The sequence below is a fragment of the Rhizobium aethiopicum genome, from assembly GCF_014197535.1.
Classification (GTDB): domain Bacteria; phylum Pseudomonadota; class Alphaproteobacteria; order Rhizobiales; family Rhizobiaceae; genus Rhizobium; species Rhizobium aethiopicum_A.
In genome coordinates, this window is record NZ_JACIFV010000001.1 from 174,970 (window position 1) to 189,718 (window position 14,749).

General features: G+C 61.7%; 15 protein-coding genes. 7 read left to right on the top strand and 8 right to left on the bottom strand.

Going from position 1 to position 14,749, the window contains the following annotated elements; genetic code table 11:
- Window positions 1-6 precede the first annotated feature (6 nt).
- The gene (locus GGD53_RS00955; RefSeq protein ID WP_184452811.1) at window positions 7-1,395 is read left to right on the top strand and encodes a sensor histidine kinase; all 1,389 of its coding nucleotides are present in this window, start codon (window positions 7-9) and stop codon (window positions 1,393-1,395) included.
- 2 nt (window positions 1,396-1,397) lie between these two features.
- Window positions 1,398-2,021, top strand: coding sequence for a LuxR C-terminal-related transcriptional regulator (locus tag GGD53_RS00960; RefSeq protein WP_184452813.1), 624 nt, complete (start codon window positions 1,398-1,400; stop codon window positions 2,019-2,021).
- A 48-nt stretch (window positions 2,022-2,069) separates the two neighbouring features.
- Here the strand turns inward: GGD53_RS00960 and GGD53_RS00965 are convergent, their stop codons facing one another.
- Window positions 2,070-2,576 (bottom strand): hypothetical protein, encoded by a 507-nt coding sequence (locus tag GGD53_RS00965; protein WP_184453483.1) that lies wholly within the window; start codon window positions 2,574-2,576, stop codon window positions 2,070-2,072.
- A gap of 301 nt (window positions 2,577-2,877) precedes the next feature.
- Here GGD53_RS00965 and GGD53_RS00970 point away from each other — a divergent pair, with 301 nt between their 5' ends.
- The 5 genes from GGD53_RS00970 (at window position 2,878) to GGD53_RS00990 (ending at window position 5,181) form a co-directional block, all read left to right on the top strand.
- Window positions 2,878-3,363: a hypothetical protein gene (locus GGD53_RS00970; protein WP_184452815.1), complete on the top strand. Its 486-nt coding sequence runs from the start codon at window positions 2,878-2,880 to the stop codon at window positions 3,361-3,363.
- Between the two features lie 9 nt (window positions 3,364-3,372).
- Window positions 3,373-3,774 carry a GFA family protein gene (locus GGD53_RS00975; protein WP_184453485.1) on the top strand — a complete coding sequence of 134 codons (402 nt, stop codon included), beginning with the start codon at window positions 3,373-3,375 and terminating at the stop codon, window positions 3,772-3,774.
- A gap of 131 nt (window positions 3,775-3,905) precedes the next feature.
- Window positions 3,906-4,697, top strand: coding sequence for an exodeoxyribonuclease III (gene xth, locus GGD53_RS00980; RefSeq protein ID WP_184452816.1), 792 nt, complete (start codon window positions 3,906-3,908; stop codon window positions 4,695-4,697).
- 65 nt (window positions 4,698-4,762) lie between these two features.
- Window positions 4,763-4,993 (top strand): hypothetical protein, encoded by a 231-nt coding sequence (locus GGD53_RS00985; RefSeq protein ID WP_184452818.1) that lies wholly within the window; start codon window positions 4,763-4,765, stop codon window positions 4,991-4,993.
- Between the two features lie 5 nt (window positions 4,994-4,998).
- Complete coding sequence (locus GGD53_RS00990) at window positions 4,999-5,181, top strand: hypothetical protein (RefSeq protein WP_064801965.1); 183 nt, start codon at window positions 4,999-5,001, stop codon at window positions 5,179-5,181.
- Between the two features lie 18 nt (window positions 5,182-5,199).
- Here GGD53_RS00990 and GGD53_RS00995 read toward each other — a convergent pair whose 3' ends face one another.
- From GGD53_RS00995 to GGD53_RS01025, 7 genes are read right to left on the bottom strand one after another with little or no spacing between them, the layout of a single operon-like run.
- Window positions 5,200-7,281 carry an FAD-binding protein gene (locus tag GGD53_RS00995; protein WP_184452820.1) on the bottom strand — a complete coding sequence of 694 codons (2,082 nt, stop codon included), beginning with the start codon at window positions 7,279-7,281 and terminating at the stop codon, window positions 5,200-5,202.
- A 13-nt stretch (window positions 7,282-7,294) separates the two neighbouring features.
- Window positions 7,295-8,464: a Gfo/Idh/MocA family protein gene (locus tag GGD53_RS01000; RefSeq protein WP_184452823.1), complete on the bottom strand. Its 1,170-nt coding sequence runs from the start codon at window positions 8,462-8,464 to the stop codon at window positions 7,295-7,297.
- Between the two features lie 12 nt (window positions 8,465-8,476).
- Complete coding sequence (locus tag GGD53_RS01005) at window positions 8,477-10,132, bottom strand: GMC family oxidoreductase (protein ID WP_184452825.1); 1,656 nt, start codon at window positions 10,130-10,132, stop codon at window positions 8,477-8,479.
- Window positions 10,133-10,141: 9 nt separating this feature from the next.
- Window positions 10,142-11,680: a GMC oxidoreductase gene (locus GGD53_RS01010; RefSeq protein WP_184452827.1), complete on the bottom strand. Its 1,539-nt coding sequence runs from the start codon at window positions 11,678-11,680 to the stop codon at window positions 10,142-10,144.
- Window positions 11,681-11,695: 15 nt separating this feature from the next.
- Window positions 11,696-12,811, bottom strand: coding sequence for an ABC transporter ATP-binding protein (locus tag GGD53_RS01015; protein WP_184452829.1), 1,116 nt, complete (start codon window positions 12,809-12,811; stop codon window positions 11,696-11,698).
- A gap of 3 nt (window positions 12,812-12,814) precedes the next feature.
- Window positions 12,815-13,792 (bottom strand): carbohydrate ABC transporter permease, encoded by a 978-nt coding sequence (locus GGD53_RS01020; RefSeq protein ID WP_184452831.1) that lies wholly within the window; start codon window positions 13,790-13,792, stop codon window positions 12,815-12,817.
- Complete coding sequence (locus GGD53_RS01025) at window positions 13,789-14,742, bottom strand: carbohydrate ABC transporter permease (RefSeq protein WP_184452833.1); 954 nt, start codon at window positions 14,740-14,742, stop codon at window positions 13,789-13,791. The genes GGD53_RS01020 and GGD53_RS01025 overlap by 4 nt, the downstream gene beginning before the upstream one ends.
- Window positions 14,743-14,749: the final 7 nt, after the last annotated feature.

Here is a 14,749-nt window from a genome sequence, read left to right on the forward strand (position 1 = left end):
ATCAAAATGAATTGGCTGCGCCGCTGGAATGCCCGCTCACTCGCCTCGCAATTTTTCATCGCGGGTGGCTTGGTCTCGATCGCCGCCATGTTTCTCGTGGGCATCCTTGTCACCCATCTGATCGAGGACGCCGTCATCCATAATTCCGGCGCGGCGACGGCGCTTTACGTCGACAGCGTGGTGGCGCCGCTGCTTCCCGACATGCAAACGGAATCGCTGCTGGACGAAGGCAGCGCTCAGGCTCTCGACGAAACGCTTGGCCAGGGGGCGCTTGGCAGGCGCCTTGTCTCATTCAGGTTGTGGCGAAACGACGGCACCATCCTCTATTCGAACGACAAGGATCTGGTGGGCCAGAAGTTTCCCCTGAACGCCAAGCTGCGGAAGGCATTCGCCGGCTCGCTCGTTGCGCGCTACGAGATTGCCGATGACCCGGAAAGCGGTGCCGAGCGCGCGCTCGGCAAGCCGCTGATGGAAATCTACAATCCGGTTCTCCAGCCGTGGTCCGGCCAGGCGGTCGCTGTGCTCGAATTCTACGAGACCGCGGAGGGCCTTGGCGACAGTCTGGCGCACGCCAGGCTGCAGAGCTGGGGCGCAGTCGCCGCTCTGACAGGCGTCTTTTTCCTCGTTCTCTCCGCCCTGGTGTTTCGCGGAAGCCGCACGATAGAAGCGCAGCGCAGGGATCTCAAAGAACGGGTCAAGGAATTGTCTGCGCTGCTGGCGGAAAATCGCGGGCTCCAGCGGCGGTTGCAACGCGCTTCGCAGCGCGTGGCGGCGTTGAACGAAACATATCTGCGCAGCATTGGCGCCGATCTTCACGACGGCCCGGCACAGCACATTGCCTATGCTTCACTGCGACTGGACAGCGACTTATTGATCAACGCATCCACCGAACCCGAAGCACGCGAAAAGGAACTGGCCTGGATACGCTCGAGCCTCGCGGAGGCCATGACGGAAATCCGCAATATCTGCAGCGGACTGGTGCTCCCGCAGATCGAAAAGTCGTCAATCACCGATATCGTGCTGCGGGTTGTCGAAGCACACCGGCACAAGACCGAAACCGTTGTCGAAACGATCATCGACGAGGATGGACCCGAGCTCGCCGCTGCCGTAAAGATCTGTATCTATCGCTTCGTTCAGGAAGCCTTGAACAACGCCTATCGCCACGGCGGCGGCGTTCAGCAGACCGTGAAAGCCGTGTCGCACAATGGTCATGTTTGTGTGGAGGTCAGTGATCGTGGCGATGGGTTCGACCCGACGGAGGTGAGGCCGACAAGCCTCGGCCTGGTGGGGCTGCGCGAACGCATCGACAGCCTGGGGGGATCTTTCGATATCAAGACGGGTGAAGGAGGAACGACCGTGACCATGACCTTCGAGCCTATGGAAGCTGGAGAATAGAGATGACACCAATCACCGTCGGCGTCGTGGACGACCACCCGCTTTTTCGCGAGGGTGTAACGCGCAGCTTGTCGGAGATGAGCGACTTCGTGGTCATTGGCGAAGGGGCCAGCAGCGAAGACGCCGCCATGATCGCATCGAACAACCTCCCCGACGTGATGCTTCTCGATGTCTCGATGCCCGGCGGCGGATTGGCTGCGATCGCCGACGTCCTGGCGCTGAGCCCGACGACGAAAGTGCTGATGTTGACGGTATCCGAGGAGGTGGACACGCTGCTCGGAGCCCTACAGCAGGGCGCGATGGGCTACGTTCTCAAAGGTGTCGGTTCACGCGGTCTCGCCGAAGCGATTAAAACCGTCCTCAGCGGAGCGCGATATGTCTCGCCGACGATGTCGGCGAAGGCGATGGAAAATTCGCTACAAAACGGAAACTCCGACAAGAACAGTCTGACGCCAAGGGAGCGCGAGGTGATGGATCTCGTCGCCCAAGGTCTGTCAAACAAGCATATCGGCCTGCGCCTCAACCTGCAGGAAAAGACCGTGAAGCACCATATGACCCAGATCCTGAGCAAGCTCGGCGCCTCGAACAGGACCGAAGCGGCCCTGCAATGGCGCGAACGGCGATAGCGCCGGGTCGACCCGGCATCTCTGCGGCGCCGTTTTCCGCATTCTGCCTCAGCGAAGGAAATTGCTCAGCCGGTTTGCGTCGCCGGCCGTCGCCTGCCGGCTTATGATCGTCCTGCCTTTCGAGTCCTTCATGATATAGCGGCCACTGCGCAGGCTTTCGGTGATGCCGTTCGCGTGGCGAACGTTGATCGACCCATCGGTGCCTTCGGTCGCTCTGGCCTTCGATCCTGTCGACGACGAGGCCGAGGAGGAAGAGGATCCGGCGTTGCTGTTGGAGCTTCCACCTGCGCTGTTGCCGGAACCACTACCGCCGTTTCCGCCCCCGTTGCCATTGCCTCCCCCATTGCCGCCCCCTCCACCGTTGCCGTTTCCGCCGCCGTTGCCGTTGCCGTTTCCGCCGCCGCCGCCGTTATTGCCGTCTTTTGCCGCTGCGTGTTTCACCGTCAGAACGCGAAGGGAGCCATCGAGATTGAGGGTCACAGGCGATGCGGCAGCCACGAGGGCGACGGCAGCGCAGCCGCCCAATCTCAAAAAACCCCGTTTCGAGATAGTCAATGCCATTGCCTTGTTCATCCGTTCTTCGCCGTTCCTACGCCTATTGGACGCCTTGAGAATTTTCGCCTTTCTGAAGGCTAAATGCAACCGGACCTAGGTACTAAGAAAAGGCAGGACTTTGGTCCGGCATGCAGTGGATGCGCCCCCAAAAATACGAGCGATGTCATCACAAATACTGCCTCGGCGCGTATATTGTCGACATTGTCGCCATGGTGTTGCTGGATGAGGCGCAGACGCATTTTTCTGGAACTTCTTTCCTCGTCACCGCTTTGTTTATCAAAGTGCAACAGAGGAAACCGCGATGCCGAACCCGAATGATTCACCCGCCGTCCAGTCCCTGCGAAAAGAGCAGGCAGAGCAGCGAAAACAGTCCCGAAAGGGCGAACTCGACAAAGCGATCGAAGACACGTTTCCCGCTTCTGATCCTGTTTCCGCCACCCATACCTCCATTCCCGTCGGCCGCAGCGATGTCGAAGCGGCTGAGCGGGTGAAGCGGGAGCCTGATCCGACCGCGCTCGACCAGGAGTATCCGCTGGTCGACCAGGCCCTGCAGACTTCCCACGCCTCGAACAGATTCGATGCCGACCGCGAGGAACTGCGTGCGCTTCAGAAAGAAGTCGGTCGGATGGCGGAGTCCGCGTCGGAGTTGGCGTCCGGAACAGCCAGGCTGGCAAAGGCGGAAGCTAGGAGTTTCGTCCAGGACATCGAGGATCGGATACGTCGGCAGCCGCTGACGGCCGCAGCGATCGTCGCCGGCATCGCCTTCGTGTTCGGCGCGACGCGTTGAGGGGCCATGATGGCAAGCCAATGGACCGGCGGCTGCCTATGCGGATCCTGCCGATACGAATTCACCGGCGATCCGCCGCATTCCGGATATTGCCATTGCGACATGTGCAAGAAAGCGACCGGCGGTCCTTTCGCGGTTCTTGTCCAGGCCAAGCTTGAAGATTTCGTCTGGACGGAATCTTCCCCTGCCGTTTACCGATCCTCGCCCATTGCGACACGCGGCTTTTGCGGCAAATGCGGAACGCCGCTCTTCCTTCAGTATGACGGCGACGAACTGATCCGCGTGACAGTCGGCTCGCTTGATCGCCCCGACAGGATTCGCCCGGCAGGTCATTACGGCGTGGAGAGCCGGCTTGACTGGGCCGACTGCGGGCGCGGACTACCGGAAGAGGAAACGCAGGAGCGTTTCTGATGCATGCCGCGCAAAATATGCGGCGGTCTTGCGGCAATGAAATGCGACGAAACGAGACCTCACGTTAAGTGAACCTGGAAGATCGCGTCCGGCTTTTGTATCATGGCCAGCACACCTCGGCATGAGCTCTCATGAAAATCGCAACCTACAATGTCAACGGGATCAACGGGCGACTGAACAACCTGCTGCGCTGGCTGAAGGAAGATGCCCCCGATGTGGCTTGCCTTCAGGAATTGAAAACCGACGACGCCAGATTTCCGCGAAAAGAGATCGAACGGGCCGGCTACGGCGCCGTCTGGCACGGACAGCGATCCTGGAACGGCGTCGCCATCCTGGCAAAGGACAAGATACCGATCCTGACCCGGCGCGGTCTTCCGGGCGATCCTGACGATACCCACAGCCGATATATCGAGGCCGTCATCGAGGGCATGCTGATCGGATGCCTGTATCTGCCGAACGGCAATCCCTTTCCCAGCACCAAGTTCGAATACAAGCTCCGCTGGTTTCGTCGCCTGCACGCCTATGCCGCCGAACTGCTCGAGATCGCGGTCCCTTCCATCCTTGCCGGCGATTTCAACGTCATGCCGACGGAGATCGACGTCTACAAGCCGGAGCGCTGGCGAGACGATGCGCTTTTCAGGCCCGAAGTCCGCAAAGCCTATGCCCGGCTCGTCTCCCAAGGCTGGACGGATGCCATCAGGCATCTGCATCCGGACGAGCGCATCTACACCTTCTGGAAATATTGGCGGAACAGTTTCGAGCGCGACGCGGGGCTTCGGATCGACCACTTTCTGCTCAGCCCGACGGTGGCGCCGTGGCTTCGATCGGCGACCGTCCGGCGCAAGCCGCGGGGCTGGGAGCATACGAGCGACCACGCACCCGTCATGATAGAGCTCGATATTCCCGCAGCTGAAGCCGTGTAAGCGATCGCAGAATATCGGGGAACCTGCGATGCCTGCCGGAGTTTGCCTGCAAAGGAGATTGTCCGATGCGCACGAAACCCATTCCCGATTCCGCCAAGCTTCCGCCGAAATCGTTGAACGAGGATACTCAGGACGACGAGCTGCCCGAGGCAAATATCGACGACCGGCGCAAACCTCCCGTCAGCATGGGCAGCAGCCGCGAGGCGGGCGACGGCGTCCCCGGCTCCGACCCTGAGACAGGCCGCGTCGATCACAAGGGACGCATTCCTGCCCCGCAGTTCTCCAACCGGAAGTGATCGTCATGGGCGAGAGCAAGAACTATCTCAATACCGACGAAATTCAGGCCGACGACCAGTTGTCGCCGAAACCGGTCGAAGGGAAAGATCCGCCAAGGCATGTGCGCAAAAGCGAGGAAGCCGTCGCCGAAGGCTCTGACGATACGGAGCGCATCCGGGTTCCGCCAGCGGTCGCAAATCCTGATTGATGCGATGACAGCATCGCCTCATTCGCCGCCGTCCAGATCATAGATGCGGCCCGTCAACCAGGCGGGCCAGTCCCGCTCGAAAAAGGATTTGGCGCCTTTAACCAGTTCGCGGTTCGGACGGATTGAAAGCCTGATCTCATCGCCTTCGAGCCGAACGACGATCTGCTCCTGGCGATGCGCTTCGCTTTCCCTACGGAAACGATAGTCCTCCAGTGGACCGGCGCTCGCCTGCGGAAGGAATTCGCCCTCCGCATCGCAGATCGCGCGTGCTCCCCGACTGCCGCCGCCCCTGCCAATGAAAAAGTCGAGTGCGCTCAGCACCGCTTCCGAAGCAAGCGCCATGTGCCGCCATTGCACACCTCGGACCGCTTCGGCCGCGCGGCCGTAGGCGAGGCCATTGGCGCGGATTTCGGCGTTCAGCGCCCGCGCTTCGACCAAGGCCTGGCGGACGCTCCTTTGATCGCAGATGATGCCCGCCTTCTCGCTCATGCGGGCCTGTACCGCCGAGCGGACCGCTTTGACGGTGAGCGGGCTTTCACTCAGCAGGGCGGAAAGGAGATTGACGATGCCCGCCTCTGCGGCCTCCGGTACACGTCCCGCGTCAGGCCGCTTTGCTCCGCCGGCGCCGATGTGTTCGGCCACCCTGGTTCCGAAGACCTGCCCGGCATTCAGCGCCGCTCCACCGGGCCTTGTCACCCCATGTGTGCCCGCCGCCTCCCCGACCGCGTAGCAGCCACCCAGATTGGTGCGGCCCCAGCTATCGACCATGATGCCGCCGTTCATGTGCTGGTTATTGACCGCGAACTCCAGCGGCTCTTCGGCAATATCGATCTTGTAACGGCGATAGAGCTCGATCGCGAGCGGGTTCATATGCTTCAATCGATCGATCGGCATTTGCTGATCGGCGCCAGCCTTGCCGAGATAGAGGCGAACGTCCTCGTCAAGCCTCTCCAGGCTGAATGGCAGGCCGCCGGGAACGGGCGGAGGATTGCGATTGAAGTCCATAAAGACGCGCCGACCCGCTGCGGTCTCGCTGTAAATGGCGAGATCGACCAGGCTCGAGCCGAAATCAAGCATGCGGGTCGCGTGGAACGGCCATTGATAACCCTTACGGAAGACGTTTGACGCCAGCTCCTGGGTACTTCGATAGTATCCCGCCAGGAAATGGTGTTCTGCGCCCTCGCCGTCGACCGAATAGATATGCGGGATCGCCTGGACATATGTGCCGGACAGATTCCACGGGAATCCCTCCCTGCGCGTTCCGATACCGAATTGGCTTTCGGTTAGGTTGACGAGCTCGACGCCTGCCTCGAGCGCCAGTCCGAGAGAGCCGAAGCAGCCGTTGGGATAGACGCTGTCGCGATAGAGTTCGCCCGGGCCGCCGGCGGCGAGCACGATCACGTCACTCACGAACAAGGCGATGCCGAGCGGGTTCTCCTGCCTACGGTCGCCGGCGCGCATGACGAGCATGCCGGCGACGTGACGCTCAGCCCCCTCGCCCTCGGTGAGGATTTTGACCGCGGTGGTCTGGTTGTAGAACGGCACGGCCAGCCGGATCGCCTCCTCCGCCAGCACCTTGACCATCAACCGCGAGGTGCGCGGGCCGCAGCTGGTGGCGCGGCCGACCTCGTCATGGTCGGTCTGATATCTCAGTGTTCCGCCAAGCGGATCCTGGGGCAGCGGCAGCCCCAAGAACTGCAGCGATGCCATCATCCGTGACGAGCCGACCGCTTCGACATAGGCCGTGTCCTCGTCCATGGCGCCGCCGCCGCCGATGGCGCGGGCCATCGCCCGGTAATTATCGCCCTGATCGGCCGTGTTCGCGGTGTGGAGGGTTTGCTTGTCGGAGCCAGAGCAGGCCGAGGTTCCGCCCCATGCGCTTTGGCTGATGATGACGACATCGACGCCGCGCCGCTTCATTTCCACCGCCGCACGCAGACCCGCAGCGCCGGATCCGACGACGACGCAGCCGGCTCGGTAGATCGGCACGTCGATGCCGGCGAGGCGGGCTAGACCGGAAGCAGGCGGCTCCGGCGGAAGCCGCGGCATATCGACATCGGTCAGTGCGTCAAGGATTTCCTGCGGAACATCTATGGTCATCGGCGCGTCACAATCAATTGAGCGGGATATCCACCCAGCGTCTCTGCCGGGAAGACTCCATGCAGGCGTCGACGATCTGGCAGATGTGGTGGCCGGTATCGAATGTCGGCCACATCGGTCTGTTTGCGACGATCGACCGGATCACCTCCGCCACCTCGATGATCTTGCTTTCATTATAGCCGATGCCGAAATTCGGCAGCGGAAGGAAAGCCCGGAAGGTCGCATTCTCAGGACCGACGTCGATCTCGCGGAAGCCCCGCCGTCCGGTGCTGTCGTCGTTGGAGTAAAAACGCAGTCGGTTTATCTCGTCATAGGTATAGGCGATGCTGCCTTTCGTTCCATAAATCTCGTAGGTCTGCATGAACTTGCGGCCGGTGGCGACGCGGCTGAAGTCGACGATGCCGGCGGCGCCGTTGGCAAACCGGCACAGCAGGTTCGTCGCGTCGGGATTGGTGATATCGGCCCAGACCTCGTTGCCTGTGAGCTTCACCTGCTCGCCATAGGCAAGGCCCTCGACGATCGGCCGGCGCGGGGTGACAATGAGATTGTCGGCGATCAGCGAGCTGACGCGGCCGACGAGGAAATCCATGAAGCTGAAGATGTGCGAACCGGTGTCGCCGACGATCCCGGTCGGCGCGAGCTTGCCATCGGCGCGCCACATGAACGGCGCTGTGGGATCGCCATACATGTCGACGTGCTGGCAGCCGCGAAACAGCTTGATCTCGCCGATTTCACCGGATTCGATGATCTCTTTCGCCAGATCATGAACGGGGTTTCGGGGAAAGGCGTGTCCGACACGGGTAATGACACCCTTCTCTCTAGCGATCTCGGCCAGCTCCCGCGCTTCATCGGCGGTGTTTGCCAGCGGCTTCTCGCAATAGACATGCTTGCCGGCCAGCAGGGCCGCCTTGGCCACCGGATAGTGCAGATGATCGGGCAGACAGATATCGATCAGATCGACTTCGGGATCGGCGACCGCCAGCTTCCAATCCTGAAAGATCTTGGCCCCCGGCGCCCTGTTGCCGATATCCTGCGCTACGTCAGGGTTGCTGTCGACAAGCGCCACGATCCGCGCCGTTCCCTCCGACACGCCGAAAAAATGCGGAAAGGTCTGATAGGCCATCGTGTGGACCTTTCCCATCCAGCCCGAGGCGCCAAGCACTGCAACTCTCACTTCAGACATTGTCGTCACTCCTTAGCGGATCTCGGCGCGGGCTCGTGGCCTGGTATCATTGCGTTCATAGGCGAAGATCGCCGACGGCAGGGCGGCCAAGCCCCGGATGAGGTCCGATCCTTTTTCACCGACCATGATCGTCGGCGCGTTGGTGTTGCAGGACGGCACGCGCGGCATGACCGAGGAATCGCAAACCCTCAGGCCTTCGAGGCCGTGAACCTTGAGATCGAGCCCGACAACCGCGTCAGACCCGGTTCCCATCTTGCAGGTGCCCACCGGATGATGGTCGGTCTTGGCGTTGGCGCAGCCATAGTCGAAAAGCTGCTCGTCGGTCATGACCTTCGGTCCCGGCAGCCTTTCGGCCATGACATAGGGTTTCAGCGCCGCCTGCTGCATGATTTCGCGGGCGATCTTGAGCCCCTCCAGCGACATCTTCCTGTCGTGAGGATCGGACCAGTAGTTAGGATCGATCAAGGGAGCCGCAGCGGGATCGGCGGATGAGAGACGCACTGTCCCTCGCGAGCGCGGATGCAGATAGGCCGAGTTGAGCGTGACCCCGGCATTCTTGAGCCGCTCGACGCCGGCTTCGATGCCGGAACCCAGGCCGAGGTGGAACTGGATATCGGGCGACCGTGCGTCGGGATCGGCATACCAGAAGCCGCCGGTTTCAAAGAGTGAGGAGGCGACCGGACCGGTGCGGAAAAGGACATATTGTATCCCCGCCCAAAGCGTGCGGTGGAGTTTTGCGACGCCGTCATAGGTATGATCGCCGGTGCATTCGGCGATAACGAAAAGGTCAAGATGGTCCTGAAGATTGCCGCCGACGCCGGGCAGATCGTGGCTAGGCTTGACACCCACCGCAGTCAAATGGTCGGCTGGCCCTATGCCGGACTGCAACAGGAGCTTCGGCGATCCGATCGCGCCTGACGAGACCAAGACTTCGCGTTCGGCGCGCACGACCTCCAGACCATTTTCGGTCGCGATCTCGACGCCAACCGCGCGGCCTGCCTCCAGCAGGATGCGGACGACGCGCGCGCCCGTCCGGATCGTCAGATTCTTCCGGTTTTTGATCGGCGAGAGATAGGCAAACGATGCCGATGACCGGCGGCGGTTGCGCTGGGTGAGCTGGTAAAATCCGACGCCGGCCTGCTGGCGGCCGTTGAAGTCGTGATTATAGGGTATGCCGAGCTCCTGTCCCGCGCGGATATAGGCGTCGCAGATCGGCAACGGTGCAGCCGGCATCGAGACCCCCAGCGGACCGCCATAGGCGTGGTAATCGTCGGCGAAACGTTGATTGTCCTCGGCACGTTTGAAATAGGGCAGGATCGAACGGTAGTCCCAGCCCTCGCAGCCGTCGTCACTGGCCCAGAGATCATAATCGGCCGCGTTTCCGCGCGTGTAGAGCTGCGCGTTGATCGAAGAGCCGCCGCCGATGATCTTTGCCTGGGTATAGCGAAGCACCCTGCCTTTCATGTGCTTCTGGGGAACGGTTTCCCATCCCCAGCTGGCGACGCCCTTCGTCATCTTGGCGAATCCGGCGGGCATGTGGAAAAGCGGATTCCAGTCGCCTCCGCCGGCCTCCAGAAGCAGTACCTTGACGTCGGGATCTTCGCTGAGGCGGCTTGCAAGAACGCAGCCCGCAGGACCGGCACCGGTGATGATATAATCGAATCCCATTTTACTGTCCTATTTGAAGCCGGCGCGCGCCAATGGATCTGCCTGTGTCTGCAAGTCCGTCGATGCGATGTGGTGGGCAACTCTGAGCGCTTGGCTGGCGACGGTAAGTGCCGGATTGACCGCAGCCGATGTGGGCAGAAAACCGGCGTCGACGACGAAAAGATTGCCGTGATCGTAGGACCGGCAGTATGGATCCAGTGGCGCCGTTGCCGGGTCGTTTCCGATGCGGATCGTTCCGCACTGGTGGGACGGCGTGCGTTTGTCGAAAGCTCTGGAGAGCACGATCGGAAAACCGATCGACCGCAGGATCGCCTTCAGCTTGGCGACGAGGGCAAGATGCGCGTCCCAATTGGTCCTCTGCCATTTGAGGACGATCCGATCGCCATCGACCATCACGCGGCTTTCGGGATTCGGAACGTCCTCGCTCATCGCATAGAAGTCGATGGCATGGTCCGTCATGAAACGCAGAAGCCATTCCGGCGCCTGTGGCAGAGAGCCCTTGAGGACCTTTTCAGAAATACGCCCCAGCAACTGCACATTGCCGAGCGGCGGTCCACCCTCACCGTCCGAGAGATAGAAGTCGTTGAAGGCGAAGGTCTTCTGGTAGACGGCGGTGTTCCTGAAGCGCGGCGACACCGCTATCACGGCCGAGGCGTTGTGGTTCATGAAGTTGCGACCGACCTGGTCGGAAGAATTGGCGAGCCCCCTCGGGAAGCGGTCGTTTTTCGAACGGAGCAAAAGCACGGATGACTGCACCGCACCGGCGGAAAGGATGATGATCCGGGGCGAGACGGTCAGCGTCTGTCCGTCCTTGACGTAGGTGACCCGGTCGATCCGGCTCCCCGCCCCTGTGTCGAGCCGTATCACCCGTGCATTGGTCTCAAGTCGCACGTTCTCGTGTTTCAGCGCCACCGCGAGGGCTGCGGTCTCGGCATCCATCTTGCCGTCCTGTGAATTCGGATGTGCATCCCAGGGCGTACGCGCCTTGGAGAGCCAGGCGTCGAGATCCAGACCGAGCGGCAGCGAAAACGGATGCAGGCCTTTCGCCTTCAGGCGCGCCCTGATGTCGGCGATCGGCGCCTCGTCGGGCACGGGCGGGAATTCGTAGGCAACCGAATGATGCGGTTCGGTCGGATCTTCGCCAAGACTGCCGCGGACCTGATACATCAGCTCCGCCCTCGAATACCACGGCTCCAGCTCTTCATAGGGAAAAGGCCAGGCCGGCGACACGCCTTCCCGATGTTCGATGACGTCGAAATCTTCTTTGCGATAGCGCGACAAGACGGCGCCGTAGAATTTCGAATTGCCGCCGACATTGTAATAGTTGCCCGGGTTGAAGCCCCTGCCGTCCGCTTCGTACCAGGTTTCCTTCGGCCGGAAATGTCCACGCTGGAAGATGGCGCGCTGGTCGCGATTGACGGGAAGATCGGCGATATGATCGCCGGCTTCGAGGACCAATATCTCAGCACCTGATACAGCCAGGCCGGCAGCGACGGTGGCGCCGCCGACGCCCGAGCCGATGATGAGGATGTCTGGTGAACCGCTCATGTCAGCACCTGCCCGTTACGCAATGCGCGCCTGTGTTTCCGGATCGAAGAACACGGCCTTGTCGAGATTGAAGGCGAGGCGAGTGTTCTGGCCTGGGGCGATGCCGGCATCGGCGCGCAGGCGGGCGACGACGGATTTGCCGCCGAGTTTGGTGACGGCGAAGGTGTCGGAGCCGGCCGGTTCGACGACCTCGATCAGGCAATCGTCCTCGGTCAGCGAACGCGCCTTGCGATCGGCGCCGTCGGGATCGGTCAAGGCTTCGGGACGGATGCCGAAGATCACCGGCTTGCCGGCATAGGCAGACAGGCCGTGATTGCCGGAGACGACAGGCAGTCTGAGCGGCGTGGCATTCGGCCGTTCGAGCGAGACCGCCAGCCCGGCGGCACCGTTCTCGACGGTGGCGTTGAGCAGGTTCATCGCCGGCGAGCCCATGAAGTCGGCGACGAAGAGATTGGCGGGGCTGTTATAGATCTCGGCCGGCGTGCCGAACTGCTGCAGCACCCCGTCCTTCAGCACGGCGATCTTGGTCGCCAGCGTCATCGCCTCGATCTGGTCGTGAGTGACATAGACGAAGGTGGTGCCCATGCGCTGGTGCAGCCGCTTGATCTCGGTGCGCATGTCGACGCGCAGCTTGGCATCGAGATTGGAGAGCGGCTCGTCGAACAGGAAGACCTGCGGATTGCGCACCAAGGCCCGGCCCATGGCGACGCGCTGGCGCTGGCCGCCGGAGAGCTGGGAAGGCTTGCGGTCGAGCAGATGGCCGATCTGCAGCATGTCGGAGACCTGTTTGATCGCCTTGGCCCGCTCCTCCTTGGGAATGCCGCGGATCTCCATGCCGAAGGCGATATTTCCAGCCACCGTCATGTTCGGATAGAGCGCATAGGACTGGAACACCATGGCGATGTCGCGCTTGGACGGATGCAACCCGCTGATGTCGCGGCCGTCGATCCTGATCTCGCCCGCGGTGATCGTCTCCAGCCCGGCAATGGTGTTGAGCAGGGTCGACTTGCCGCAGCCGGACGGGCCGACCAGCACGAGAAAGCCGCCCTTTTCGAGTTCGAGATCGATCCCCTTGAGGATGTCGACGGCGCCGAAGCGCTTTCTGAGACCGGAGATTTCCAGGAAGGCCATGACTTACCCTTTGACTGCGCCCGCCATCAGGCCGCGCACGAAATAGCGGCCGGCGAGGATATAGACGATGAGCGTCGGCACGGCCGCGATCATCGCCGCCGCCATGTTGACATTGTATTCGACCACCCCGATCGAGGTGTTGACGACGTTGTTGAGCGCCACCGTCATCGGCATGGAGTCACCGGTGCCGGCATAGGCCGAGGCAAACAGGAAGTCGTTCCAGATGTTGGTGAACTGGTAGATGACGGTGACGACGATGATCGGCAGCGAGTTCGGCAGCATGATGCGGCGGAAGATCTGGAAGAAGCTCGCGCCATCGACCTGGGCGGCTCTGACCAGTTCGGTCGGAAAGGCCTCGTAGAAATTGCGGAAGAACAGCGTGGTGAAGCCGAGGCCGTAGACGACATGGACGAAGACCAGATTGACCGTCGAATTGCCGAAGCCGAAGTTCCAGCCGGTGGCGTTCTGCAGGGTGACGCCGAAGCGGCCGAGCGAGCCGAGGATCGTCGCCATCGGCAACAGCACCGACTGGAACGGGATGAAGCAGGCAAACAGCATCAGCCCGAACACCAGCGTATGGCCGGGGAAGCGCCATTTGGTCAGGATATAACCGTTGAGCGCCCCCATGATCGTGGAGATCGCTACCGCCGGCACCACCATCTTGATCGAGTTCCAGAAGTAGCCCTTGATGCCGGCGCAGGTCAGCCCGACGCAGGCCTCGCCCCAGGCCTTCACCCAGGGATCGAAGGTCGGCGCCTCAGGCAGCGCCAGCATGTTGCCGCCCTGGATCTCGTCCATCGTCTTGAACGAGGTCGTCAGCATGACGAAGAGCGGCATCAGGTAGAGGATGGCGAAGATCACCAGCAGGCCGTAGATGACGAGGCGCCCGATCCAGCGGGCGCTGTTGCCGCGCTCCGCTCCTGCCGCAGCCACAGCCGTTGCCGATGAGGAGGTGCCGATCGGAGAGGTGAGGCTGCTCATCGGGCCTTCTCCTTCAGTTCGGAATAGAGATAGGGAACGATGATCGCCGAGATCGTCATCAGCATGATGATGGCGCTGGCCGAGCCGACGGCCATCTCGTTGCGCTTGAAGGTATATTCATACATGAAGTTGGACGGCAGCCAGGCCGAGCCGCCCGGCCCGCCCGAGGTCAGCGCCACCACCAGGTCGTAGGACTTGATCGCCATATGGGCGAGCACGATGAAGGCCGACAGGAAGATCGGCCGCAGCAGCGGAATGACGATGCGGCGATAAAGTTGGAAGGGTGAGGCGCCGTCGATCTGAGCCGCCTTCATGATCTCGCCGTCGATGCCGCGCAGCCCGGCGAGGAACATCGCCATGACGAAGCCTGACGCCTGCCAGACACCGGCGATGACGACGGTATAGATGACGAAGTCCTTGTTCTTGATCCAGTCGAAGTGGAAGCTCGTCCAGCCGAAGTGGTGCAGCGTCTGCTCGAGCCCGAGGCCGGGATCGAGGAACCACTTCCAGGCGACGCCTGTGACGATGAAGGAGAGCGCCATCGGATAGAGGAAGATCGGCCGCAATAACCCCTCGCCGCGGATCTTCTGGTCGAGCAGGATGGCGAGCAGCAGGCCGAGCGCCAGGCAGATGCCGACATAGAGGAAGCCGAAGATCGCCATGTTGGTGATCGAGGTGTACCAGGAGGATGGCGGATCGTTCTCGAAGGTCCAGCGCCACAGCCGCTGATAGGCGCGCGCCCCGGTCAGCGCATAGGAGGGAAAGGTCTTGGAATTGGTGAAGGAGAGATAGGCCGTCCAGACGATGAAGCCATAGACGAAGATGAGCGTGATGACGAAGCTCGGCGCCAGCACGATCTTCGGCAGCGCATCCTGCAGCCGGCCGCGCAGTGAGACCCGCGTCGCTTGTCGCGGCGTCAGAACCGGATCGGTGGTCGCAACTGTGCTCATGGATGTC